Annotated in this window: 20 protein-coding genes and 1 pseudogene; 3 read left to right on the forward strand and 18 right to left on the reverse strand. The window is 38.4% G+C overall.

Translation table 11 applies throughout. The features are described 5' to 3' along the window. Positions 1-26: 26 nt before the first annotated feature. Complete coding sequence (locus QVP90_RS11120) at positions 27-3,818, reverse strand: T9SS-dependent choice-of-anchor J family protein (RefSeq protein WP_021936444.1); 3,792 nt, start codon at positions 3,816-3,818, stop codon at positions 27-29. Positions 3,819-4,140: 322 nt separating this feature from the next. On the opposite strand from QVP90_RS11120, the gene QVP90_RS11125 reads away from it, so the two are divergent. Next, positions 4,141-5,937: a tetratricopeptide repeat protein gene (locus QVP90_RS11125; protein ID WP_007480642.1), complete on the forward strand. Its 1,797-nt coding sequence runs from the start codon at positions 4,141-4,143 to the stop codon at positions 5,935-5,937. 120 nt (positions 5,938-6,057) lie between these two features. Here QVP90_RS11125 and QVP90_RS11130 read toward each other — a convergent pair. Further along, a pseudogene (locus QVP90_RS11130) lies at positions 6,058-6,620 on the reverse strand (RimK-like ATPgrasp N-terminal domain-containing protein); the annotation flags it as partial. 239 nt (positions 6,621-6,859) lie between these two features. On the opposite strand from QVP90_RS11130, the gene QVP90_RS11135 reads away from it, so the two are divergent. Beyond that, a complete protein-coding gene (locus QVP90_RS11135) occupies positions 6,860-7,081 on the forward strand; it encodes a hypothetical protein (protein WP_005932658.1) in 222 nt (73 codons plus the stop codon). Positions 7,082-7,140: 59 nt separating this feature from the next. Here QVP90_RS11135 and pgl read toward each other — a convergent pair whose 3' ends face one another. The 3 genes from pgl to gnd are packed head-to-tail and all read right to left on the reverse strand — an operon-like array spanning position 7,141 to position 10,877. Further along, positions 7,141-7,869 carry a 6-phosphogluconolactonase gene (gene pgl / locus QVP90_RS11140; protein WP_021936445.1) on the reverse strand — a complete coding sequence of 243 codons (729 nt, stop codon included), beginning with the start codon at positions 7,867-7,869 and terminating at the stop codon, positions 7,141-7,143. Continuing rightward, the gene (gene zwf / locus QVP90_RS11145) at positions 7,866-9,362 is read right to left on the reverse strand and encodes a glucose-6-phosphate dehydrogenase (protein WP_264381152.1); all 1,497 of its coding nucleotides are present in this window, start codon (positions 9,360-9,362) and stop codon (positions 7,866-7,868) included. The genes pgl and zwf overlap by 4 nt, the downstream gene beginning before the upstream one ends. 39 nt (positions 9,363-9,401) lie before the next feature. Further along, positions 9,402-10,877: a decarboxylating NADP(+)-dependent phosphogluconate dehydrogenase gene (gnd, locus tag QVP90_RS11150; protein ID WP_021936447.1), complete on the reverse strand. Its 1,476-nt coding sequence runs from the start codon at positions 10,875-10,877 to the stop codon at positions 9,402-9,404. Between the two features lie 114 nt (positions 10,878-10,991). On the opposite strand from gnd, the gene QVP90_RS11155 reads away from it, so the two are divergent. Continuing rightward, the gene (locus QVP90_RS11155) at positions 10,992-12,158 is read left to right on the forward strand and encodes a dicarboxylate/amino acid:cation symporter (RefSeq protein ID WP_021936448.1); all 1,167 of its coding nucleotides are present in this window, start codon (positions 10,992-10,994) and stop codon (positions 12,156-12,158) included. Positions 12,159-12,621: 463 nt separating this feature from the next. Here the strand turns inward: QVP90_RS11155 and QVP90_RS11160 are convergent, their stop codons facing one another. The 13 genes from QVP90_RS11160 to QVP90_RS11220 form a co-directional block, all read right to left on the reverse strand. Then, on the reverse strand, positions 12,622-12,717 hold the full coding sequence (locus QVP90_RS11160; protein WP_007480625.1) for a smalltalk protein: 96 nt from the start codon (positions 12,715-12,717) through the stop codon (positions 12,622-12,624). 126 nt (positions 12,718-12,843) lie between these two features. Then, positions 12,844-13,326 (reverse strand): HU family DNA-binding protein, encoded by a 483-nt coding sequence (locus QVP90_RS11165; RefSeq protein WP_021936449.1) that lies wholly within the window; start codon positions 13,324-13,326, stop codon positions 12,844-12,846. Positions 13,327-14,228: 902 nt separating this feature from the next. Beyond that, positions 14,229-15,278, reverse strand: a complete 1,050-nt coding sequence (locus tag QVP90_RS11170) for an MraY family glycosyltransferase (RefSeq protein WP_021936451.1) — start codon at positions 15,276-15,278, stop codon at positions 14,229-14,231. Positions 15,279-16,142: 864 nt separating this feature from the next. After that, positions 16,143-17,096: an Ldh family oxidoreductase gene (locus tag QVP90_RS11175; protein WP_021936452.1), complete on the reverse strand. Its 954-nt coding sequence runs from the start codon at positions 17,094-17,096 to the stop codon at positions 16,143-16,145. Beyond that, on the reverse strand, positions 17,096-18,409 hold the full coding sequence (locus QVP90_RS11180) for a hypothetical protein (protein WP_021936453.1): 1,314 nt from the start codon (positions 18,407-18,409) through the stop codon (positions 17,096-17,098). Before QVP90_RS11180 ends, QVP90_RS11175 begins: the two co-directional genes overlap by 1 nt. Before the next feature lie 4 nt (positions 18,410-18,413). Beyond that, positions 18,414-19,577, reverse strand: coding sequence for a glycosyltransferase family 4 protein (locus QVP90_RS11185; protein ID WP_021936454.1), 1,164 nt, complete (start codon positions 19,575-19,577; stop codon positions 18,414-18,416). A gap of 2 nt (positions 19,578-19,579) precedes the next feature. Then, on the reverse strand, positions 19,580-20,416 hold the full coding sequence (locus QVP90_RS11190) for an aldolase/citrate lyase family protein (RefSeq protein ID WP_021936455.1): 837 nt from the start codon (positions 20,414-20,416) through the stop codon (positions 19,580-19,582). An 865-nt stretch (positions 20,417-21,281) separates the two neighbouring features. Next, on the reverse strand, positions 21,282-22,259 hold the full coding sequence (locus tag QVP90_RS11195) for a glycosyltransferase family 2 protein (RefSeq protein ID WP_021936456.1): 978 nt from the start codon (positions 22,257-22,259) through the stop codon (positions 21,282-21,284). Continuing rightward, entirely contained in the window at positions 22,256-22,915 is a 660-nt protein-coding gene (locus QVP90_RS11200; RefSeq protein ID WP_021936457.1) for a DUF1919 domain-containing protein, read from the reverse strand. The genes QVP90_RS11195 and QVP90_RS11200 overlap by 4 nt, the downstream gene beginning before the upstream one ends. Next, positions 22,912-23,490 carry a serine O-acetyltransferase gene (locus QVP90_RS11205; RefSeq protein WP_021936458.1) on the reverse strand — a complete coding sequence of 193 codons (579 nt, stop codon included), beginning with the start codon at positions 23,488-23,490 and terminating at the stop codon, positions 22,912-22,914. Before QVP90_RS11205 ends, QVP90_RS11200 begins: the two co-directional genes overlap by 4 nt. After that, entirely contained in the window at positions 23,477-24,652 is a 1,176-nt protein-coding gene (locus QVP90_RS11210; protein ID WP_021936459.1) for a glycosyltransferase family 4 protein, read from the reverse strand. Before QVP90_RS11210 ends, QVP90_RS11205 begins: the two co-directional genes overlap by 14 nt. After that, positions 24,649-25,686 carry an EpsG family protein gene (locus QVP90_RS11215; protein WP_021936460.1) on the reverse strand — a complete coding sequence of 346 codons (1,038 nt, stop codon included), beginning with the start codon at positions 25,684-25,686 and terminating at the stop codon, positions 24,649-24,651. Before QVP90_RS11215 ends, QVP90_RS11210 begins: the two co-directional genes overlap by 4 nt. Then, entirely contained in the window at positions 25,677-26,804 is a 1,128-nt protein-coding gene (locus QVP90_RS11220; protein ID WP_264381067.1) for a glycosyltransferase, read from the reverse strand. Before QVP90_RS11220 ends, QVP90_RS11215 begins: the two co-directional genes overlap by 10 nt. Positions 26,805-26,840 lie beyond the last annotated feature (36 nt).

Genomic DNA, 26,840 nt, shown 5'->3' on the forward strand with positions numbered 1-26,840 from the left:
TCCCCCTTGTAGAAACAAAATGTTAGTTATTTGACAATAAACTTGCCGGTCTTTGTTACAGACCCGGAAGTTAGAGAGAGAATATATACACCACTTTCATAAGTATCCAATTCAATTCTATCTGTATTTCCGGTATGAAGAACCAGTTGCCCGTTTTCATTGTAAATACGAACGGTTTGATAATCACCCGCCAGGCAAAGAGTATGTCCGGCTACATAATATCCGCTTTCTTCCGCTTCTGTATTTTGCATGCCTACATTCGGATCTGTTCCGGTCTTTTCTATTTTAGTAGAATACAGATTGAAAGCCTGTGTACTAACCGGAGTCTCTACCAGATAGCCGAAATAGTAAAGTCCGTCAGCCTGTATCGTTATACTCCCGCTTGCAGTAGCCCTATCACCGGAATTATCATCACCGCTTGCCACCAAAGTCGTAAAGGCATCGGGCATATCTTTATCTGCCATATAAAGTCTGATGTATTGTTCCATACTTTCCGGTGCAGAAGCTTTAATAATGATACTGTAATCAAAAGTAGCTTTAATAATGTCCCCTTTCTTTAAGCTCATAACCGGAGCAACATAAGCTCCCGGACACGGTTTATAAGTAAGCCCCAAACCTGCATCATCTCTGGTGACTTGTGTCTTCATGAAAGTTTCATCACCGATTTTTGCAACAGTCCATTGTTCAAAATGGCTCTCCGAAGGATTATAATGATACCATTCACTTTCTCTGTTAGCAAAATCAGCGACATACGGATCTGTCTCTATACTCAGTCCAGTAGTAACAGGAACTTTGATCGTAAAATAATCCATAAAAATAGCACTACTCATCGTATTCGTCGTTGTACATTTCACTCCGATATAGTAATGTCCATCTTGAGGAATAGTGATCGTATTCACAACTTTTTGATACTGTCTTCCGGGAACAAGAGCATTTTCCACTTTATATACAGACATATTCATAGCATCGGCAACAGGAGAATTACCCAAGAATATTTCAAAGCTCTGTCCGTTCTTTTCCGGTGTCGGATTACCGCTGACTATCAACCAAGTACGATAGAAGAATGCAAAATCATAAGTCCCGGCCGGGATTTCAATACATCCTGAGAATGCCCAATCTCCATCTTTACCAGCAGCACCAGTGTGGCGTATACCGCCCTTACCGGAATAAGATGAGTTAGCACCGGTAAAATTGTTTCCCGTAGCCCATCCACCTTCAAATTTCCACTGAGTACGCTCTAAATCCGTTTCAAGATCACCTACATAAGGAATCGTTGCCGCCTTGTAGTGATTTATGACAGTCGATGAAAATACTTTATTATTATAATCATCACTATCAGACGCATCTTTGACTTCGCCACATAATGAATAAGTGCCTGGAGTAGAAATATCAGCTTTTTCATTAAATGCATATTTTACTGTTGCCCCCGGCTCAATACTCCCGGTATAAATCTCTGTGACAGTTTGAGCAACATTGCTACTTTCCATACCATCCTTATAAACAGTATAACTTAACGGAATATTTGTTTTTGTTTTCGATCCATGATTCATAAAAGAAATGGTAACCTCCGCATTATTTAAATAGAATCCGTTCTGGGCAGAGGAAACAATACTCTCAATTGCCATATCGTCAGCATCATCTAAACGTACATCATCCAGAATAATATCCCGACCACTACCATCATTATAAAATGCAAGATAATAATTACCGGCTTCTTCTACATCAAGTAAAATATATCCTTGACGATAATATTTAGTATTATCGACCGGAAGCGTAATAGAGGGTGTACTTTTCTTGAAATCAGCATAATAGTCCGTTTTCCCCAAATAAACTTTCAGATTAGAAGTACCCGATGCATATAGAGTAGTATAATAGAAAGAAAGACGTACTTTGCCTTTAGGTAATGTAATAGCCGGAGAAATCAACCAGTCGTCATGAGTCACTCCACTGAAAGAATTGATATAAGCTGCATATAGTCCCTCTTTAGCATAGTTGGTGTTTCCACTGACAACTTGCATCACATCCCAATATACAATATCCTTTTCAGAATTGTAAGTGATCCAGCTTTTCCAGCTTTCATCCTGTTCAAAACTCATCTTGTAGGGGAAACCGAATGCCTCATAAACTTCAACCGTAGTAGTTGCTTCATCATTACTTTTATCTCCGTCCGATTGCAATGCACTCCATACTTTTAATTCATTTGTTCCTAATTCACTAAAATCAGCTTTAGTATCGAAAGTATAACTCACCTCTTCACCTAAAGGGAGTGAAGCAATTACTCCGTCAACCACTTTCCCATTCTTGAACTGATAATGAACAGGCACATTCTGCAAGTCATCCTTACCGATATTCTTAAATACGGCAGCCACTGTTACCGAATTATTTCTCATCATTGCATTGGCATAAGGAGAGGTTATCACTTTGATAGCCACATCATTGTAAGGATCACATATTTCTATATTACGCATCAGAAGTTGTGAAGTGGCAACGTTTACCATTAATCCCAATGAATATTTGCCTAATTCCTTCACATCGACCGTCAATCCTCCTTTAGCCCATTCATAAGCTGAAGCAGGAATCTCTTCGGATATACCGATCGGTTCATAATCAGAATAATTGAAATTACCAAGAGAAGCCGTCGCTTTAAAACCAGAAGCACATTTATATTCAAAATTAATACGCACCTGTCCTTTGGGCAATACGATGCAATTACTTGCCAAAATACTCGTTTTGCTCTGATATGGAGAAAACAGCCAGCTATCTTCTCCGCCTTCGGCCACACTAAACCACTTCCAATAAGCATTCTGTCTGCCTACAGAAGTAGAACTGCGGAAAAATTTCGGAGCATTTTCCGTATTCATCTTATATGGATATTCCATAGAACCAACAATAGTGACTGCAGTAGCCAACGTATCATTATACAAGTTTGCATCATTCGGTGCCTCTACCCACACTTTAATATTGTAAACACTATCCATATTCTGGCGTGGCTCAGTAAGTTTCACCTTTTCATTGAAAATGTATTCTTTCTCCTCACCACTATTCAACGCTTCATTTATATTCTCCCTTACAATCGGATTATCGTCAACCTGATAACACAACTTATAAGAAGAAGACACAAAGCCGGTATTTTTAATAGCTGCCTTTAAAGTTTGTTCCAACTGACACCCATCTGCAACTCCACCAACTGAAAAAAGAGCCACATCCGGCGAAGGAGTTTGGGTGATCCTCACGTGATCCAAATACATTCTATTAGCAAGGAAAGCACCTGCTATACTCGGAGTATGTCCGAAATTCCAAAATGCAATATATACCTTTTTACCGGCATATTTTCTCATATCTATGGTATAATTGCCCCAAAGTAACACATTTTTGGGAGCAATCTGAAAAACCGTATCTGTAAAACAGATTGAATCTGTGGCAGTAGTGGACACCATCACTCGTAATTTGTAAGGTTCTACAGTCGTAGCAAGACCATTAAATGCCGCATTAGCTCCCAACATGAAACTAAGATAATCGTTTTCATCAATTGTAATTTGCGGGGTGATCAACCATGAACTGGTCCATGCAGCCGACATTCCGAATCCGGAACTCTGAGAAAAAGCGGCTTTTCCACCTTTATACCCTGTCAAATAAGAATCATTCGGTTCCATTTGTTTCCATGCAGGAAAATTCGTTAATGAAGGATAATCAATAAAGCGTGTTGTCCAACCTTCAGGCGGAAATTTATCACTCTCAAAGTCTTCATTTAATGATTGTGCATGCATTGTAACTACAGCAATCAAAATGAAATGCACAAATAGTAATACTTTTTTCATTTGAATTGTATTTGAGGATTAATAATTGCTATCTGACACGCTCCGGCGCCATCTAACGTTCACGATGACAAAATGAGCGATTTTTGATTTATTATCATAATATTTTTCCCTGTATAAACTACTTTACTATTTTATTTAAGAAAAAATATACTACGGCACATTTAATTAAAAAACTGATACACAATAAAATATTTTTCTTTTTCAAAAAGAGTTTTTTCATTGTCATAAAGTTATTTTTAAACGCAACCTTTAAAAATAAACGTGAATATTGTTTAAGATGGAACATATAATTATCTTTGCAATAAATACAAAACAAAGAAACATGATACGTAAAATTCTTTTGATCGCACTATTTATACATTGTTTAATTGGAGAAATATTCCCGCAATCCACCGCTATGCCTACCAAAGGAATCGAGAATATTTTAAGTCAATCAAAGGAGATTGCTTTGCAACCATACTTCACCGATACCATATTGGCAAAAAGAATAGACTCCCTGACCCATGCCACACACTCGGATCAACAGTTCTTTGAAATCATATTTCAAACCGGATTATCGCTGTGTAACACCAATCACAGAGAAGAAGCAAGCAAATATTTGAGTTATTGCCTGTCCGTCATAAAAGATATATATCCCAAAATACCACAAAACTCACTTGTCACCTATATCCACATCATGAATCAGATCGGTTTTGTATACAATTGTATGGGATTGCCTGACCTGGCGATGAACTACTATTCAAAAGCACTCGATTTTTCCCAAGAAAATAATTGTAAAGAAGAGGAAGCCATACTTTGCAATAATATTGCTTCCATATTACAAGCACAAAAAAAGTACAGCGAATCCGACTCGCTGTTTAAAAAGGCCATTGTTATTAACGAAGAATTCAAAAACCCGCAAAAACTATTTGTCAATTACAATAATCTTTCAGTCAACTACGCCAAAAGAGAAAATTATACCAAAGCACTCGAATATGCCTTTTTAGCCATGCATCAACTGGACGCAGTCAACGACTCCGATATGGTGATATTAATACAACGAAATATCGGTTCTATCTACTTAAAACAAAAAGAAACCAGATTAGCCCTTCAAATATTGAAACAGGTAGAGAAATATCAGATAAAGCACCATCAAGAATACTATCTGGCAGGAACATACCAAATCATGCATAACATATACAAAGCGATGGATCGTAAAGAACTGGCAATTGAGTATTTGAAAAAAGCACTTGCATTGTCCGAAGAGCATAATAATATCATGGATAAGACAACCCTATTAATAGAGCTTTCCGATTGCTATGCTAAAGAGAAACAATACCATACGGCATTCGCCATGCTGAAACAATCGACAGTTTTAAAAGATTCCATATACAAAATAGATGAAGAAAAAAGGACCAAAAGCTTATCTACTGCATACAATGAAGAACGAGCATTACAAGAGAAACTCATCCAAATAGAGAATGTTCATGACGTAACAATGCAAAAGATCTATATTATAACGGCTTGTGTCATTATCATATTGTTATTAATCGCAGGATGGATAAATTACAGGCTGTCAAAAACGAAAAAGAAAACCAAAAAGACACTATATCATTATGTCCAACAAAAACGCGGACAGATGGAACGTCAAGAAGAAAAAATTATTTCTTTATTAAATGAACAGGAAAAATTGAAACTGGAACTGGAACAAAATGAACGTAAACAAATCTATTATTCACTGCAAGATACCAAGAATAAAGAATTTATAGCCCAACTGACCGACCGACTGAAACAACTTTTACTGGATATGAACCCTAAAGAAATTCAAGTCAAGAAACAGATACGAGATATCATTTCGCAACTGAATCTGCTCGACAGTAGTAATGTATTACAAGATTTTCGCGACTCTTTCGAAAGTATCCATCACCATTTTTATGAAAACCTGAATGAAAAATACCCTAACCTCACAATGAAAGAAATGCGTTTATGCGCATTACTCAGGTTAGGCCTGTCCACCAAAGAAATTGCCGATATAACTTTCAAGGAAGTGCGCAGTGTAGAGTCGGCCCGCAATCGTCTGCGCAAGAAATTACAAATCGACCAGACAGAAGATCTTCAAAAATTTCTAATGAGCTTTTGACCCTCTTCCCTATTGTACATAATGAGTCCAAACAAGCGTTCAGCTCAGAGACAACTGCATGTATAAAGCATCCGCTCCATCATGATAAATCTGTTCAATAATCATAATATCCGGAATATCAGCTATTTGCGGTGCACACCATACTCTTTTGCTAAACAGGTCAAGAGCATCTGCAAAATGATCTTCCTCTTCCACACTCAACTGATTCAAAGATAAAAACTGAATATTTTCTATTTGATTTTTGGAATGGGTATTCATAGCCACCTTTATAAAGGTGCATGATAATTCTCGAAAATAAAACGGGCAATACGTTCCACCCCTTTCTCTTTACAAGTACCGAAATATACATTCAAGTACCAGATATTTTCTCTTATATTATTTTTTTGTATCCATTGATAGCAAATCTTTTGAAGGTTACTATCCATGCGAATCCCCGTTCCTGCCTCTACTTTATTAATAATGTCCACTATGGGAATTACTTTATGCCCCCGTGTCTGTGCCAGCAATGAGCTATAATAACCTTCTGAATTGTAACTGTAATCGTTACTCAAGTTAATAACCAGTTTACGATCTTTACCTTGAGGTTTATACTTCAGATAATCGGAAACTGTCAAAATGCTGTTCGTTTTGGAATAAGGTTTCCAATCGGCCAAGCTGTCCACTAAAACAAGTACATTATTCATTTCATCGTCTACAAATCGCGTAAAAGTAATCAAATAACCCATGTAAAAAAGGAAACAGGAAATAATTATTTTCATAGATAATCAAGCCACTCTTCCCCCTCCCTCAAAACAAACAGGTTTCTCGTTCTGCATTCGGCATCGGAGACAAGAAATATGCTGCAAAATGAATAAAAATCTCATAAAAAAAGTACAATATTATTATTATAACATTACCTTTGCACACACTAAATGCATACGAAATGGATGAAGAAGAACTAATTCTGAATGATACTCTGATTAAGAAATGTGAAGAAGAGGGAATTGTTATAGCTTTAGTTGCTATCAATAGAGAGACAAAAGAAATTGAATTACCTCAAAATTTGAATGACAAAGTAAAAGATCCCAATTACTATGTTTGCTACTGTCATAAAGACAAGAAAGGAAAATATATAATTCAAAAGATAGAAGAAACTGATCTGTAAAGATTAAAAAGCCGGAAGTAAACAGGGAGCTCGTAGAGAGCACCCTTTAGCCGGCTTTATTAATCTAATATTTCCTCCTCATCTATTTTCGATGCGGCATAATCATCCAAAAACAACTCTACGTTTTCGGCATGATGAGCTATATACGCAGCAGGTCCGGTATCACCGGAAGTACACATCTCCTCTACAACATCGGCTTTACTTTTGCCGGTAATCAGGAAAATGACACGCTGCGCGTTTATTATCGGACATCCCGTCATTGCTATACGTTTCTGCCCGTTATTCGGGTTATAGCTCACTTCATATATTTTATCAGAAGACAACAGGCTCTCCTGTCCCGGAAAAATAGACGAAGTATGTCCATCCCCTCCTGCTCCCAATAATACCACATCAAACACAGGCCAACCGTCTTTCATCGGTACGTTATTCTCTACCATACGAGAATAACGGACCGCTTCTTTTTCCGGTCTTTCTTCTCCCTTAATACGAAATACGTTTTCATAAGGAATAGGTACCACACCCACCAATAATGAACGCATCATTCCATAATTACTGTCCGAATTCTCAGGAGGAACACATCGTTCATCTACAAAATAAACTCTCATTCTCGTCCACGGAGTAATATCGCTATATTCGTTTGCCCACAAGTCAAACATCAGTGCAGGAGTACTTCCACCGCTAAAGGCAAAATTAAAAGTCTTGCCGGGTTCATCTATCATTATTTTTATCAGATGAAGAATCAATGCGCGTGCCGTCTCCATGGACGAAGGATATATAAAAGGTTTCATAATTCACAATATTGGTCTGTGTTTGTCAAATTTTTACAAGGGTTAGTCCATTCCGCACCATGCTCATGCATCATGGCTTCACTTTCAAGAGGCCCCCATGTGCCGGCAGGATAACCATAGAGCGGTGCATCGGGATGTTCTTTCCAATATTTGAGAATCGGATCGAAAAAGCGCCAGGAAGCTTCAACGGCATCACTTCGGGTAAAGAGAGTGGGATCTCCCTGAATACAGTCATCAATCAGCCGTGCATAAGCATCTCCACTGGGAACACCGCCGAGCTGGTCATAGCTGAAATCCATTGTTACCTGCTTCACTTCAAATCCGGCACCGGGCACTTTCATTCCAATCTTCAATACGATACCTTCATTCGGTTGCAAACGCAAAATAAGTTTATTGGCACGGGGACAGTTACCTCCCGCACAATGAAACATCTGATGCGGTGTTTCACGGAAGTGTACCACTATCTCCGTCACTTTTGTCGGCATCTGCTTACCGGTGCGAATATAAAAAGGAACACCGCTCCAACGCCAGTTACTGATACCCAGTTTCATGGCAATATAAGTTTCGGTACGTGATTCCGGACTCACATTCTTCTCCTCCCTATATCCCTTCTTACTGCCGGAAGCCGTATATTGCCCACGGACAATATGCTCTTCAAAATCCTCTTCGGTCAGCGGTGTTAAAGATTCGTACACCTTTACCACTTCATTCCGGAAAGTATCGGCATTGAACACGGCAGGAGGTTCCATTGCCGTCAAAGCCACAAGTTGTATAAGATGGTTCTGTACCATATCGCGCAAGGCACCGGCCGTATCATAGAAACCGCCACGCTGTTCGATACCTAAATTTTCGACAGCCGTCACCTCTATATAATCAATGTAGTTACGATTCCACAAAGGTTCGAATATGCCATTGGCAAAACGGAAAGCCAAAAGATTCTGTGCCGTTTCCTTTCCCAGAAAATGATCAATACGATAAATCTGATGTTCCTCAAAAACAGAAGCATAAATCCGGTTCAGTTCTTCCGCCGAATGAAGATCGTATCCAAACGGCTTTTCTACAATAATCCGGGCGCGTCCGCGATTAAGATGCGCTTTCTTCAAATGCAAAGGAATCACCCCGTAGAGAGAAGGGGGCGTAGCCAGATAAAACATCAGATTATCCGGTTCTTTCTCATCGGTAATCTCTTGCAAACGTTCCCGAAGCCGCACATACCCCGCTTCTATAGCAGGATCAATCGGCAAATAATAGAGATGCTGTGTAAAACCATCCATCAGTTCTTTATCCTGTTCGTCGGGTTTCACAAACTGTTCCAACTCCGTATAAATATAAGTCCGGTAATCAGTATCCGAGTAAACGGTACGTCCCACTCCTATTACAGAAAAACCTCCTTTTAGACGCTTGTCCCTGTATAAGGAATATAGAGCAGGCATCAATTTACGTTTGGTAAGATCGCCCGAAGCTCCAAATATTATCATTACGAATTTATCCATCATTTCTATTTTTATCACTAATCACTAAACCACTTATCACTAATTGTTGTAAGTACCCGACTTCGTATCACCACCGTGTCCCGTCCAATTTTCATGGAAGAATTGGCCCCGGAGTTCATCTTTTCGTTCAAAGGTATGAGCGCCAAAATAATCGCGCTGCGCCTGAATCATATTCGCAGGCAAATTAGCAGACACCAATGAGTAGAAATAGTTCAATGCCGAAGAGAATGCCGGAACCGGAAGTTCCTCACGCATTGCTTGTGCCACCAGATTTTTCCATCCGGGTAGCAACTCCTTAATTTCATCACGGAAATATGGTGCCAACAACAGATGTTTCGGCTTATCTTTCGCTTCAAAAGCGGCGGCAATATCGTTCAGGAAAACACTACGGATGATGCATCCGCCACGCCACATACGAGCAATAGACGCCAGATCGAGTTTCCACCCGAAAGCATCGGAAGCGCGCTGTAACACCGCAAATCCTTGTGCATACGATACCAGTTTAGATGCATACAATGCAGCAAAAATGTCCTTTATCATTTCCGGTTTATTATAAACTGCCAGCGAATGTTTACACTGGAACTGACGTGAAGCAGCCTCATGCAAATCTTTTTGTGCCGACAAACTACGCTCAAATACCGCCGTAGCAATCAGCCCCAACGGCATCCCTAACTCCATAGCATTAATAACAGACCATTTTCCCGTACCTTTCTGCCCGGCAGCATCCAGAATTTTATCCAGCAAATAGCCTCCTGCCTTATCTTTGTGGCGCAAGATGTTCGCTGTAATTTCTATCAGATAACTGCGAAGCTTCCCTTCATTCCAACGGGAGAAAACATCCGCCATATCTTCATTGGTCAGATCAAGCAAGTTCTTCATCACCCAATATGCTTCGGCAATAAGCTGCATATCTCCATATTCAATGCCATTATGTATCATTTTCACAAAATGCCCCGAACCTGCCGGGCCGATCCACTCACAACAAGGCGTTCCGTCGGGAGCCTTTGCTGCTATACTCTGTAAAATAGGCTTAACCTCCGGCCAGGCAGCCACCGAACCGCCGGGCATAATGGAAGCACCATTCAAGGCTCCTTCTTCACCACCCGACACACCGCTACCCACGAAAAGAAAACCTTTCGATTCAGCCAACGTTACACGACGGTTTGTATCTTCAAAATTAGAATTACCGCCATCAATCAAGATATCACCCGGAGAAAGTAAAGGGAAAAGTTGTTCCATAAGTTCATCTACAGCACTTCCTGCACGAACCATCATCATTATTTTACGAGGTAAGGCGATAGAGTTGACAAAATCGGCAATATCCGTAAATCCTTCAATATTCAAGCCCTTGGCCCGTCCATTGATAAAACGCTCCACTACCCCTTCTTCTACTCCCGGCACCGTACGGTTGTACACCGAAACTTTCCATCCCTTACTTGCCATGTTTAAGGCTAAATTTTCACCCATTACAGCCAATCCTATTAGCCCAACATCCGTTTTATTCTGTATTGACATAATTGTAATATTTATCTATTTACTTGTTTATTCATATAACACGCACAAGAAGAATTTGTTCGTCTATTTACAGAAAAAATGCTACTTTTGTAGCAAATAAATTAAGTTTCGATTATGAAGAAAATCCATATCGGCCTGTTGCCCCGTATAATTATTGCCATTTTGTTAGGAATCGCAGTCGGACATTTCTTTCCAGCTTCGCTGGTTCGTATATTTGTAACGTTCAACGGCATCTTCAGTGAATTCCTTAATTTCTCTATTCCACTTATCATTCTGGGGCTCGTCACCGTTGCCATTGCCGACATTGGCAAAGAAGCCGGTAAAATGCTGCTTGTCACTGCACTGATAGCCTATGGTGCAACCTTATTCTCCGGTTTCCTCTCTTATTTCACCGGTGCCACCTTATTTCCGTCTTTAATAGAACCGGGCAGGCCGCTCGAAGAAATCAGTGAAGCACAAGGCATCCTGCCTTTCTTTTCCATCTCCATCCCACCGTTAATGAACGTAATGACCTCACTTATACTTGCTTTTACGTTAGGACTCGGATTAGCCACCCTGCATAGCGACTCCTTAAAAAATGCCGCACGCGATTTTCAAGAGATCATTGTCCGCATGATCAGTGCCGTTATCCTCCCCTTGTTACCTCTCTATATTTTTGGCATTTTTCTTAACATGACACACTCCGGGCAAGTCTTCTCCATTCTGATGGTGTTCATCAAGATCATAGGAGTCATTTTCGTCTTGCATGTCTTTTTACTGATTTTCCAATATTGCATCGCTGCTTTGTTCGTTCAACGCAATCCCTTCAAGTTATTAACCCGAATGTTACCCGCCTATTTTACGGCATTAGGTACCCAGTCATCAGCTGCCACTATCCCTGTCACATTGGAACAAACTAAAAAAAACGGAGTATCAGCCGATATTGCCGGTTTCGTCATCCCCCTTTGTGCCACCATTCATCTTTCCGGCAGTACACTGAAAATTGTAGCCTGTGCACTTGCCTTGATGATAATGCAAGGTATGCCCTTCGATTTTTCCCTCTTCTCCGGATTCATCTTTATGTTGGGCATCACCATGATAGCTGCTCCGGGTGTTCCGGGCGGTGCCATTATGGCCTCTTTAGGCATCCTACAGTCGATGTTAGGTTTTGATGAATCTGCGCAAGCATTGATGATTGCATTATACATCGCAATGGATAGTTTCGGTACAGCCTGCAACGTAACGGGTGATGGTGCCATCGCGCTGATCATAGACAAAATTATGGGAAAAGAGAAGAAATAAAGAATTCGATCCTATCAAAGATACCCTGATTCTTCAGTTCCTGTAAAATTTTCTCTTCATTGCTACTGCAAGCTTTAGAGCCGTGTGCCAAGTCATATACCTGCTACGGCACGTATTAAACCGGTATGCAATCCGAACATAAATAAAAGACGCGCACCTCTTTGTACACGTCTTAAAAATAAATCGGGTAACCGCATATACCACTTAGTCCAAAGGTTGTGTCAAATTGTCCATTTTTGTTTGTATCCTCTTTATTTTCAACAGATTTACATCCATCTAAGATTTAATTCATAACTATGCAAAAAATACGCTCAGATAAACAGCTTTTTTCTGTAACACATGTTTCAAAGCGATGTCAACCGGAATAGAACAACCCATATCCTCTATCACCTATAACAAAAATCTCCCGATTCGTCATGCAACGATCGGGAGACTCCAGAGTTATTCTACTTTAAAATATTTATTAAGCCATTAAAGCTTGTCCGCCAAATACACCAGCCAAAGCACTGGCCACGGCTATCACTACTTTCAGAATTGTATCCCAAATCGTTTTCTTCATATTATTTATTCGTTAGTTGTTTATTACTTGTAAAAAAATCGGATACTGCGCAGTCAATCCTTAAACGTACATTTTCAATCTTTAATCATGTCATTTCCGACTCTCAATCATCAGCCGGTCACTTCATCAAGCTGCCGGATCTTCTCCTTCTCCGCTACCGCCTCCCGACGGTCCTTCTTCCGAAGTGTCATTTTTCAATAAATCGGCATGCAGAAACTGTACTCCTTGCGTCAAAGCCCTTGTCGTGCCAATGGCAGCCGGGCGTGTATATTCGGGAGTAAACCGACATTTAAGAGCAGTGATCTGATTCGGACTTACCTTATCGGCACTTTCCACCCCCTTCCCTCTTGTGCAGGCTTTCATCGTAAACGTACCCAGACCGTCCAGACGTACCGAACGGCTGTTCAAAAGATATTCACGCATCACAGACATAAGGTTGCGCACCACGTTCTGCACATCACCTGCTGTAAGGGATGACTTCTCTGCTATTACCTCAGCCAATTGCTGGGTAGCTACTGTACCTCCGGCCTTCACCAGATTCAGATGCCACAATTTGGCTCCTGTTTTGTTTGCTATCGGTGATTGCACCGCTTTGTAAAATAAAGGCATAATTAATTCCTCCGTTTAATGTTACTAATCGTTTTTTTCATTCACATATTTTGCTGATCAACAGTGCAAAGATGGAGGTTTATTAATAAATGGCAAAAGAAAAGAAGAGCTGTAAGGCAGTTTTTCCCAGAAAAGTTATAATGTATTATTAATTAATGATTTATAAATGCACATACATTAATAGGAATCATAAAAAGAGCCAGACTTCTCCTCATTAACAATGGGGAAATCTGGCTACAACTACACTTGAGATGAAAAATGTAGTACTATATTCAAAAGAATTACTAAATTTTCAAGAAAAGGTCCTCCTTAAAATTGAGCCACACCTGACTTCATATAAGGAGGACCGCACAAACAAACAATAATATTAAGCAGAATTACTATGATTCGCATCAGAATAATCCGGCATTCCTTACGTCATCTAAATCTTTATTAGTAAGGAAGAAAGCATTGAACGAATTCAATGTTTAACGTAAACATCCTACATAACGCCTCAAAGCAATTAACCACCTTCGAGTGCATAAGTTACTAATCATGAGATAATTATCGAGAATGTTTTTTTTACTTATTTTTATGATGGTTTCAATCACAGCCATACTGTTGAAACGACTTATAAATTCTTGGTAAAGAATATATAGAAATTTTACCATCAAACGGGTTCTCATTCATTTCATCACGTACCAATTGTAACAAACTAAAGTAACCTTTACACTTCCGTATGACAGAATTTGTTGTAGGTTGCGAATAATCCTAACACGCTTCTCCTCCGTAAAATAACAACGCCCAGAAAGTTGCTTTATAAGCGGTGCTATCTGAACAGTTCATACGTTTACGATCTGAAACAACAACTTTGTCGAATAAATCCTTTATCAATGCTTTAGCAAGCTGAATCATAATTTTTCTTACTTTTTAAGTGAAGTAAGATACTCCTCATGCAAATGATAGTACTTCTTCTTGAACAACACATAAGCAATAGCCAAAACTACTGTGGCTCCGATCAAATACATCCAATGACAGCATACGGTATTAGGACATATATAAATAAATCCCAGACTAATAACAAGCTGTATAAACATGTACAACAGACTTACCTTAACATGACCTATCTTCAATTCATTACACATTAACTGATATACATGTTTTCTGTGTGCCTCACCCAAATTTTCATGTAACATGATTCGATGGCAGATAGTCAGTACACCATCCACACCATAGACTAACAAAAATATGAGGTATGTAAAATCCCCCATAGCAATAATTACCTTACCAATAAGAAAGAGCATGATAAATGCGATACCAATACTACCCACATCACCTGCAAAACACTTAGCTTTACCTTTCGGCCGAAAGTTGAACAAGCAAAACACCAGTACCGACAGGATAACCACAGCTATCAACGAACGAGGAAAGAACAAGTTTTTACCATTAATTAACGCCAGTGATACCAATACAACAAGCGCATAACCAGCTGTGATACCATTGATGCCATCCATAAAGTTGATGACATTTGTCGCACCTACATATATAATGAGAGCCAGCAGAATAAACAGCCCCCCGAAAAACAAGCCATATTCCCCAAACCACTCACTACTCAACATGCCCAGTTGATAGAAAACCAAAGCAGCAGCCGAGAACTGTCCTATCAATCGTACGCTATCCGGAAGCGAAATGATATCATCCACAAATGACATTCCAGTCACCAACATCAGCCCTACAAGGAATGGCCAATAGGCAGCCACTACATTCCAATCGCCATGAGCAACCTGTAAGCCAATCCAAACCAGTGTCGAAAGCGCAAAGATGATACCACCACCTCTCAGCACAATAGTTGAATGACTCGACCTCTTATTCGGCTTGTCGACAATATTAAACTTCTCGGCAATATTGAAGTACAAAAGTTCAAAAACAAGGAGCAACACAAAAATAATCGCATAAGTAACGTATATATTCATAATTCTATATTGTTTATCAAGTAACTATTCTTTCCAATCAACTTCACACAATTCAAGAAAAGTACCATGTTGGTCAAATCCTTTTCGTTGTATAACCCGCGACCTTAGAAGTGAGCCTTAGAGTATCCCGACAACAGCTTTAACGTCTTCATCCTGTGCAATTCAACTATATTGTATTGCCCCCAATCAGGTGAACCTCATGTACACCCTCTTCTATCTTTTAGCAATCAATTTTGACATATCACATAGGGGAAAGCTACCAGAAAGTGATCATCCACTAAATAAGTCCAAAAAGGAGTTGATTTTTAATGTCTATTATTACCCTGTCCGATAGTCATTGGAAAAAGATGCTCATAATCTCTACATACATTTACTATCTCCGAGAAAAACATCTTAAAATATTGAAAAGCAAAAACACCCTGCATCTGTTCATCTATCACACGTACCAATTCACGAAAGAGAGGGATATCAAGCGCCTACTTGTAGAAAGCAAGATAAGCCCAAAAGCAACTCGAAGCATGGGTTCCAAGAACTTATATCAATAACCTCAGGTGCTCCATCACAAGGAAAATAACCGTCTACGATAGAACTATCAAGCGTTTTGTAACGGATAAGTTCGCAATCATCCCCGGTAATAATTCCACAAGAAGCTTTGATTTTTCATCTGTTATATCCATACAAATATACTAAAAAGCGATCGAGTGCCTACCTGTCAAAACGCTCAAATACAATTACCATAAAAATACTTGATCAACTGAATGATCACGAATCAACCAGCTTTGATTTTGAAAAAATCCACATCTCAAATACCTTGTACAAACTAATACGAAAAACTACTCTACTATATAGTTACAAGACATGATATTACATATTATTCTTATAGAATGTGAGCCGATCGTCTCCTGGCACGCAGACAGGTCCTTCACCACTACGTTTTGAATTACGCACAGTGGCAACATATTCTGCAATAGCCGATGCATACTCCTCGCCCAAAACAACTTTTGGATCTATGGCTATACAACAAAAACCCACATTCATTCTTTTATTATCGACAGAATAGAACCTACCCACATTATTCAGATAAGCCGCACCGGATACAAGCCCAGAAATCAAATCTATCAACATAGCAATGCTATAACCTTTAAAACCAGCCATTGGCAATACCAATCCTTTCATTCCTTCATCAGGATCATTGGTAGGCTTACCATCCTCATCCAATGCCCACCCATCTGGCAACCTTTTGCCAGCTTCTTTGTACTGCTTAAACTTACTCTTAGCCACCACACTAGTCGCCATATCCACTATTATAGGATCATACCCTGGAACGGGAATAACCGCCGAGAACGGATTTGTACCTAACAGCTTCTCCTTACCTCCAAATGGAGCCATCTGTGCAGGACTATTCGAAAACAAGATACCTATACACCCTTGCTCTGCCGCCTTCAACGGATAATAGAAAGCTGGTCCTACGGTATTGTTGTTCTTACTGAATACCTGAAACACGCCCACCTTTTTAGCACGTTCCACAGCAAGGTTCATGCAATAATCTGCACTTACAGGTCCAAAACCATTATCACCATCTACTACTGCAAAGGCTGGTGACTGTCGAACAATCTTTAATGATGGATTCAGATTATATCCGCCTCTCTTCACCTTATCTACATGTGCCTGTAACACATTAATGCCATGGGAAGTAACCCCATACTCATCAGCAGTAACAAAACAGTCTGCCACAACCTCCGCTTGTTCCTCCGATACGCCAACGGCTTTCAATTCACTAATAATCGTATTTTTCTCTTCAAAATACTTTATCTTCATTACCTCTTATTTTTTGCAGCTTTACATAACGTTTCTACAAATGTTTTCCTTACCTTAGTTTCCTCATGATTCATCCGCCCTGTCTCAAAAGCCTTTCTACCATATTCTACAATCATGTCTGGACTGTCAATTAACTGCCTCAACTGCCCCTCAATCTGCCTATAATCAGTAGAAACAATGGCACAGTCATATTCTTCCAAATACTGGATAGGAGCAATAATTTTGTCACCAATAGCAAAAATACACTTACCACTTGCAAAGTAGTCAGTCAGTTTTGTTGAAAATGACAAACGAGCATCATATCGATGCTCCTTCTCCAAAGACTCTACGAATACTACAATGTCCGCATCCTTTTGTATCTGTACTACTTGTTCTTTAGGTACTGGAGCATGTTTTGTACAACCATTGGCATTGAGGATCTTCGTTATCTCGTCATCCAATATGGTAGGTGTATAAATATCAAAAGTCACTTTCACTCCATCCTTGTTTATATTAGCCAAAGCCTTAGATATTTCAATCAACGAAGCAGCTCTACCAATAAGCAGGTTACCTGTATAAACCATTTTTATAGGAGTATGAGGCTTTCTATCGTCAAATTTCAACTTTGAATAATCAATACCCTTAGTCAAGACAACACTCTTGGTCCCAAAATTGTCATCCGTATCTTTTGCTTCCGTCTTTGTTATTACAAAGATCTCATTACAATTTTCGGCCAATTTTTTAACACCCTTTCTCAAAATATATCTATGTAACCATGCCCATGGGTTCTTCCCACAAGCCATATATGAATAGTTATCATCTGTTATAAAACAAACATAAGGACGAGGAAATTTCTTAATGACATATAACTGTAACCAAGCCATATATGCCACACCATAGATTGGAATGAAATACACATCAGGATTTACCTCCTTTACATAATCCAAAAGAGCCTTTGTCTTCCAATTACCTAATTTCCATACCAACTCACGAACACATGTCAGAAACCAGTTTTTCTCCTTATGAGCATAATCGTACAGTTTTCTTTCACTCTGAATCGCTTTATCATCTGCAGCATTCTCTGCTTTCTGGCCATTGAAAACCTCTTTACCTACTGGTTTCCTATTCAATACACTACGAATAATACCATTCTCTGCAATCTGAAAGAACTTATTACAGACAGGTGTGTCAGGATAATTCGAGCGGGTATAAATATGGGCTACCCGATTAGGATCCCAATACTTAAACAAATCCGTCTGAGTATGAATACCACTATCTTTGTGCCATGTGCTTATCGAAATAGCAAGTACCTTGGGTAGTTTAAATTCTTCCATATACTTATTTTACGTTAAGAGTTTTATTCATGTCTTCTAAAATATTTTTAAGCATAATAGGCCGGTCGAAATACATTTCAGCCCGTATTCTACCCGCAGCAGCCAACGCTTCACGAATTTCCTTATTATTATATATTAACTCCATCTTCTCAGCAAGGTCTTCGGCATCGTGGTCTTTCACAAGAATACCAGATACGCCATTCTCAACAACTTCTGATGGGCCAGGAACATTTGTCGTAATAATTGGTAATTTCACACCCATCGCCTCCTGAAGCACTTTTCCAAATCCTTCTCGATAGGTTGGATGTGTTAATGCATCAAACATCGACATATGTGGATATACTTCAGAAGGTGGTACATTACCCGTAAGAAATATGTGACTGTTCTCCTTCACAATTTGCATATTCTCAAACCTAATAGGATTAGTATCATCTACCATGCCCACTAAAACAAGATATATGTCATCATACTTCTTTTGTAATTCACAAAAAGCGACAATAAGTTCGTTAATCCCCTTATCCGCATTTACTCGCCCCACATATCCAAACAAGAAACCATTCTGAGGAATACCATATCTATCTCGCAAAAACTTCTTGGCTTCCACTTTATCAAAACTGTCTACCTGCTGGAGTGATACGCCAGTCGTCCCCCCAATGCCCACAACAGATATTTTCTCTGCAGGACACAAGCCTTCATCAATAACGAATTGCATATTCATCGGGCTTTGCTCTCTTACCGTTGTCGATAACTTACACGTAAATTTCTCAATTATCTTGAAGATAGTTCTCTTTTTCCCTTCAAAAGAGACATAACGTAAACCACATTGATTATAGAAACGGCACTTTATATTGGCTAACCAACCTGCAATAGATGCATACAATGACACATTGGGAGTTGTATAGTAAATTACATCATATTTTTCGCGTTTGAATAGCTTATACAACCTCCAAGGCATCTTAATAAGATCACCTAAACTTACACCTCTACGCATCGGCAGATTGATACATTTGGCATAATCTTGATTTCGCTCAACAAACCCGTCTTCCATATTACAAACAAGAGTTACCTCGTATCCATTCTTTGCAAAATTGCGCATACTATCCACAATGAACCAATCCATAGTTTTGGATATGGTGGTCAAAGCACATATTTTAATTTTCTTCTCCATACCTACAATGTAGATTTTATCTGATTAACCAACTTTATAACTGCTTGATGGTTTGCATCAAAATCTTCCATCGAAAACTTAGCGTACTCTTTCTCTGCCTCTCGTATACGAGCCACTTCACAGGTAAATATATCCCGGATTTCATCAATGTGTTCTATTTTATCAACATTACAGAACGAGCGAGACAGAATAGCCATAGTAGAACCAATTCGATAATGATCCATGATTATTTTCTCTGCAGGTAATGTGCCATAACCCAAACGAGCTATACCCCCAAAACCATATTTCTTACCTGATGGTTTGATAATATTACACAACTCATCCACAGTACCATCTGCTAACAATTCGAACATAAACTTCATACCCTTAGCCAAATGCATGTCATTCAAACCTAAATGTATCTCATCTACCTCCGTTATCTTAACAACCTCCTGCATTATGTCAGCTGCTTCTATTGTTTCAGCCAACAACAAAGTCGTTGCCTTACCATTCACAGCTTTCACAAAGCGTTCTACGTCTGCTACCGTCCTATACATAGGCAACATCAACACATCAGCACCAGCATCAACAGCTGCATGCACTTCATCTTCGGTATCGAAATAATCATATATAGCCTCATGAATAGGGTTAATACGAACTTGGATCTTTGACTTAGTCACACATTTTCTAATTGTTCGAATATCATCTATTGTATGATGATTCTGAACAGTATCCATACCACCCTGTCTCAGTCCCTTACCAATATATTCCATATCAATAAAAATCCTATCAACGTCAGCTTTTTCTGCAATCCGAGCAATCTCAGGGCGATTGGTTATATACATTAAATCTATTGCCATTATATCAATTTTTCAAATTATTAGAAACTGTTTTGAATTTCTCATCTAATGATTTGAGATAGGGGTTTGGTAAGTGCCCAATTTTGACGTATGATATAGGGGAACCCACCAAATGGTGGTTTCCTCTTAAATTAATCAAGAATTGGCGTTGTTCTTTAATATTGTTAGTATTAATTCCGATAGTCATTGGCAGAAGATTTTCATAGTCCTTTCACCTCTTAACAGTCTCCCGGAAAATTTCTTTAGGTAGTCAAGTGCTAGTATCCCATTCATGCGACAGGTTGATGTCAATGTATGGTATGTAACGGACGCACACTGGGTATCCTACTACCAAATCACTGTTGATACACAAATGTTTTTTATATTTTGATTACAGCAGCGAGAGTCGTTTTATTATAATTTTGAACAATACGTTATTTTGGACGCTTACAAATAATACGAGTATTCTCTTTTATATTTTTTAATATATTTCTGAATACCAAACTTATTAGGCTGAATGTATTTAAAACTGCAGAATTTCCGCAGACCATCTACTTGTACGAGCAATGCAATACTCCGATTCCCTGTATACATCATTAAAACGAACACCACCAACAACACCCTTACGAATAGTATCAATTGAGAGTGCAGTTGTAACACCACTAAAGACGCATGAGTCGATGACCCTTTGGTCAGTTAAGTAACCACCAATACATTACCTATGCTCCAAACTATAAATATATTCCTAAGTAAATTGAAAGAAGAAACGTAGTAATAAGTAGAGCTGTTTTCATTCTGAGGTAGAATCTTCCTAGAATAGAAAAAGTATTACTAGAACTTTTGCCATCACTCCAGAGGCATCGGATATTATCAAGATATCCACCTTTTATGCGAATTTCATTTTTAAAATCTTACTCCACACAATCTGAGGCGTATATTTCATAAGTATTAGCATTACTTTATTCAAGCCCATATTGGGATTTTGCATATATTCGCCATAAGAAGAAATGATACTTGACTTGAGCTTATATGCTTCTTCTTTGGCTCCTTTTAATTGTGGATTGTTAAGTAAACAACTTAGAATAAAGAATTGCTTAGAGCATAATGTTTTCTGTACCTCTCGAAAACGTTTAGGATATCTAGTTTTTAACAGTTCACAAATATTCTTCTGGATTGTGACCAATGCAATCTTATTCATGTTGAATTTTGAGGTCATAGTGCTGTTCTCACGATTCAAATAGTCATACAATGGTGTATTAATACAGATAATTTTCTTAGCAAAGGATACTGTCTTGAATATATATTCATCATCCTCGTATGCACGTACTGGAGAGAAACGGAAATGTTGAGCTACTTCACTCTTAAACAACTTACAGCATACACTTGTATTCAAGTGACCTCCTTGTGAAGAAATCAGTTCGTCAAGTCCTTCATCCGATGTATAGATTTCTTTAAAACATTCTGGATAAGGACATTCTTTTACGCCTGATGGTTCTACCTTATACCAACCACATTGTACCATATCAGCAGCCCCATTTACCATAGTGTCGTACAAGTCCTGATACATATTTGTTTCTATCCAATCATCACCATCTATAAAGCCGATGTACTCGCCCTTAGCTATATCCAAGGCTTTGTTGCGAGCTGTAGCCTGACCACCATTCTCCTTTTCCACTACAATTACTCTTTTGTCACGTGTAGCATAGGCATTGCAAATAGTCAAAGAATTATCAGGTGAGCCGTCTATTACGAGGATAAGCTCAAGATTCTTATATGTCTGGTTAAGAATACTTTCTATACACTTAGGGAGATACTGCTCCACATTATATATTGCAACAATAACCGAAATTAAAGGATCGTTCATAATTCATTGAAGATTTTCTTCCAGTTTACGCTATTGATGATTATCTCTGGGCGCCATGCAGCATTACCATTAGTTTCGTCTTTAGGTATATCAGGCACATAAAGCGTATGGTCTAAGTTTCTGTCTTTCCGCATCATACAAATACCCATTATTACACTATCATTCAACAATTTACCACCGATCAAATTACTAAATCTCTTAATATGATCTTCTGTTGTTAATTCTGTTTCAGTAAGCAGGAAGAAAAGTTTCTTAAAATTCATACGAGAAGCACGTCTATACCACTTGCTTAACGCCTCCTCAGGGTCGGGGTAATGCATAAAATAAACCTCAACATCATCTATAAGACCTACAGGATAGCAGATGTCTCCCCCCATTTTAGCAAGAGTAGATCGCTGCGAATCGACAAGTTTTACTTCGTGTTTGAAATAATACTCAGGACGTTCAAGCAACTTTAGATAATCCTCTGTTGTAAAATACAAGCCTTCTGTAGGCGTCTTGTAAGGTATGCCAAAATATTGATATATATAACCACCAGTACAATTATTACTGATTATTGTAAAGTCAGTACACTTTAAACCTATTCTTCGTTTCCACTTGGATAAACGTACGAACCAATGATATAATGGTTTCAAAAGTTTCTTAATCTCGTTCATTTAACTACTATTTCTGTTGCTTTAATTAAATAACCCTCTGAGCCTCTTTGTGAGATCACCTTTGCAGGGACTCCACCGACAGAAACATTAGGGGTAAGAATATCTTTTGACACTACAGCATTGGCGCCTATTGCGACACCATCTGCAATGGTAACATTACCGATGATGGCAGCACCAAAGCCAATAAATACATTGTTCCCAATTATAGGAAACTTATCATCTTCAGTGGCACCAATAACCATGCTACCAATAATGTGACAGTTACAACCAATCTTTGCATGCTGATTGATTACCACATTACCATAATGCTCAATGCAAAGACCAGGACCACATGTATTAAAACCAATGGAGAAACCAAGCTTGTGACTTAGATTTACATATTGCAGTTTCAAAAACTTTCCATAGAACTTGCTGAAGATATCATGCTTGCAGTTCTCATAATACTCGCATTTTCGGAGAAGTCGCTCAAAAGTCCAGATAATATCATGTTTGTACGCAGGATGTTTTCTCGTCCTACGCATGGCTATTTTGTCACATTCGAGATAATATAGATATTCTTTTTTAGATTGTATCATCTTTAAACCAATTATTATGTAAAACTTCCGCCTTGCTAATAGGCCCCTGATCATAAAAGATCGGTACGCCATGAGTAAGAATATTTTCAGCAAGCGAGTAGAATCTTTCTGCGCCTACCTTTGGATTCCATATTTTCAACATCGTTTCAATAGCTCTTTTTGAAAGACGTGTACGCAATTCCTTTGAATTTATCAACTTCAATACATTTCGTTCAAATGATCCGTAGTTGGCAGTTTCGTACACTAAACCATTCACGTCATGCTGAACAAGGAATGGTGTAGCACCTATCCCATGACTAGTAACCACAGCACATCCTGATACCATAGATTCGCCAAGAACAGCACCCCAACCCTCATTAAAATCAGAAGTGAACATATAGATATCAGCTTTCTCCATATACTGCCGTACTTCGGTTGGCCTCATAGTACCATGTATTACTACATGATCTTCCAACTTGAAGTCAGAAATCAGTTTGCGCATATTTACTTCCTGTTCTCCGGATCCAATAATGTCCAATACAAAAGAGATATTCTTTTGTTTAAGAGTATTTGCAATACGTATTGGATAATCAGGGTGTTTTAATTCCAGGAAGCGACCAGCCCAAAGAAGATGTAGCCTACCATCATCTACTTTCTGTTTACGCCCTTCAGGATACGCTACCTCGATGAAATGTCCCCATTTGAATCGGTGATTATTAAAAGCAAAGATATTTGCAGTATCTATTGCCGTATAACCACTAGCACAAAGTAGATAAAAATTACTTTTTCGACCAGGAAGTATAAAGCGCTTTAGTACAGTAAAGAAAGTTGGTGGATAGAACATATGCCATAGACCATTGCGAAATAGACGTTCAGCATAGAAGAAAGTCAACCTATTCTGCTTTACTCTTTCTGCAATAAACTCGTATGGAGCACTTCCAAGAATAACCACATCAGCTTCTTCACAGAGTTTCAACGCATTTTCGTGCTCGCCATTATAGCCGTATGAACAAATACAATATGGAATGGTTGTTATATCGATACCCCAACCAAGTTTAACGCGCTCCTCATTCATCTGGACTGTCTGGATGAAATGAAATTCAACACCACCCATCTTATTCAACTCATCACAAAAGAACTTCTCATGATGATTAAAGAAATTAGAAACAAAAACTATAGTCATTGCTGCCAGTAGAATGTAAAATTATTAAAATCTTCAGATGGAGCCATACGATGAACAAAAAGATAGCCAGCAATAAGTACAGCTATCATAATATAGAGCTTCTTATTATTAGCTGGTCTTGAGCTCAAATACTGTTCTAAAGCCACGTACGTATATGGCATAAAAAATAGTGACAATCTCTCCGCTGTTCTACTTATAAGTCTAATGATCCACAAAACTAAAGATGCATAATTAGCATTAATAAGATATGAGTTCGTTTTTTTTATATCCATAAGTACATCTCTATTCCTATAACAAAGGATTGTAATCAAAAGAACAATGAACATAAAGATATACCCATTGCCCGTACTCTCTATTCCGTAATCGTAATTAAGCATATCAGCAGCTGTTAGCATAAATGGTTCTGCTAGGAAATATACACTAACCATACCCAATACCATGTAAGTCAAATTTTTCTTATTCACTTGCATATTCATTATCCAATACATTGGAATGAAAAAAAAAGCTGATTTATGAAATAGAAATGCGAATGCAATTATGGCCAAAAAGTATAGTCTTCTTTTTTTCTGGATAAAAGGAAACGAAAAGAGTATGATAGCAATAGATAGTGCCTGCCTAATACCCGACATGGAAAACTGAAAGAAACCCATTGTCGCAAAAAAGTATAAAGCCAAAGGATAGTTATTTGCAGTTCTCTTTATAAAAATATAAAGAGAACTGCAAATAACTAAAGCAGAAAAAATATAAAGTGACTGTGATGATCCGAAAAAACGATTTAACAAAATAACTGTATACTGATAACCTAACTCAATTCTACTTTCAAAATTCAAGTTATCACCCGCTTCTACAAACATCCTTGAATAAGTAGAAGTATCTGCTCCCATAGTCTCCGACTTAAAAGCCAATAAACAAAACATAGGAAGCAGAGAGATTATCAAAAGTCGATTTTTATTTTTATCTGGCATATTATCTCTATATGTAAAAACACATGCCAAAATAAAAAGTAGCATAATATAATAAGGCGTCATTCCCATACTTTAGTGTACAATTTCAGATAAGACAAAAAACAAGCATTCTCATTATGTAACTCTTTAGAACGTTCAATAATGTGATTCGCATCAAATAGTTCAGGTGATCTCAAAATATCTCTAATGGCATCATTTACCCCCTGTACATCTCCTTGTTCAACAATAATTCCCATATTCACGGGTACTGACTCCGGACTTCCACCTGTGCGATACGTAACAACTGGAGTTCCGCATGCTTCTGCCTCCAAATTAACAGTAGGGTAATTATCTTCGTACGTCATATTAACATAGGCAATAGCTCCACTATACAACTTGGCTAATGCATCGATGCTTTCAGTACGTTCTATACCTAATATGCCAGATGGCAAACCTTGTATTTGCGATTTTGTTAAACCAACCAAGGTAATTCCAATAGATGAGTCTAATATATCACGCAATTTAATGAAATCTCTTAATCCCTTACGTTCACCCCATTGGGCTGCTACACCAAGAATATATGGATTATCTGATGACAAAGAATGCCTTCTAAAATTATCAAGATTTATTCCATTATGTATTGTTTTAATACTAACATTACAGAAGAAAGATTCTCTAAGTAAACCAGCAAGCCAATTAGACACAGGAACCATAGTCAATCGATTACCTATTTCAGAAAATAACCGCTTTCGCAGATTAAAGTTTCGCTTACTTTGGTCAATAAGGGCAGAAGGATAGCACTTAGTCTGGGGGCAATTGTAACATCCTGACTTCCATTTATTGCATCCAGCCATATCAAAATATGCACAATGGCCTGTAAATGGCCAGCAGTCGTGCAATGTCCATACAACTTTACACTCACTCGTTTTAAGATATTCAAACAACAATTGATAGTTTAGATAATTACCATGAAGATTGTGAAGATGCACAACTTCCGGCTGAACAGATTCCACCCAACGCAAGAACTTGCGTGTTTTGTTTGTAGAATGTAACCCTTGGCTATCCGTTAGTCGTGAACATACATTATGTATTTTAGAACCCAAAGAATTGATAATCCTGTAATGATGGTCATTTACTTGATTTCCATGGCCAAAGGCACAATAGGATTCTATACCGGCATCGATAAGTATTTTATCAATACCAGCCATAATACGGCCTGTACTACCTATATTATATGTTGTATT

The sequence above is a fragment of the Bacteroides sp. CAG:189 genome, from assembly GCF_000432295.1.
Lineage (GTDB): Bacteria > Bacteroidota > Bacteroidia > Bacteroidales > Bacteroidaceae > Bacteroides > Bacteroides salyersiae.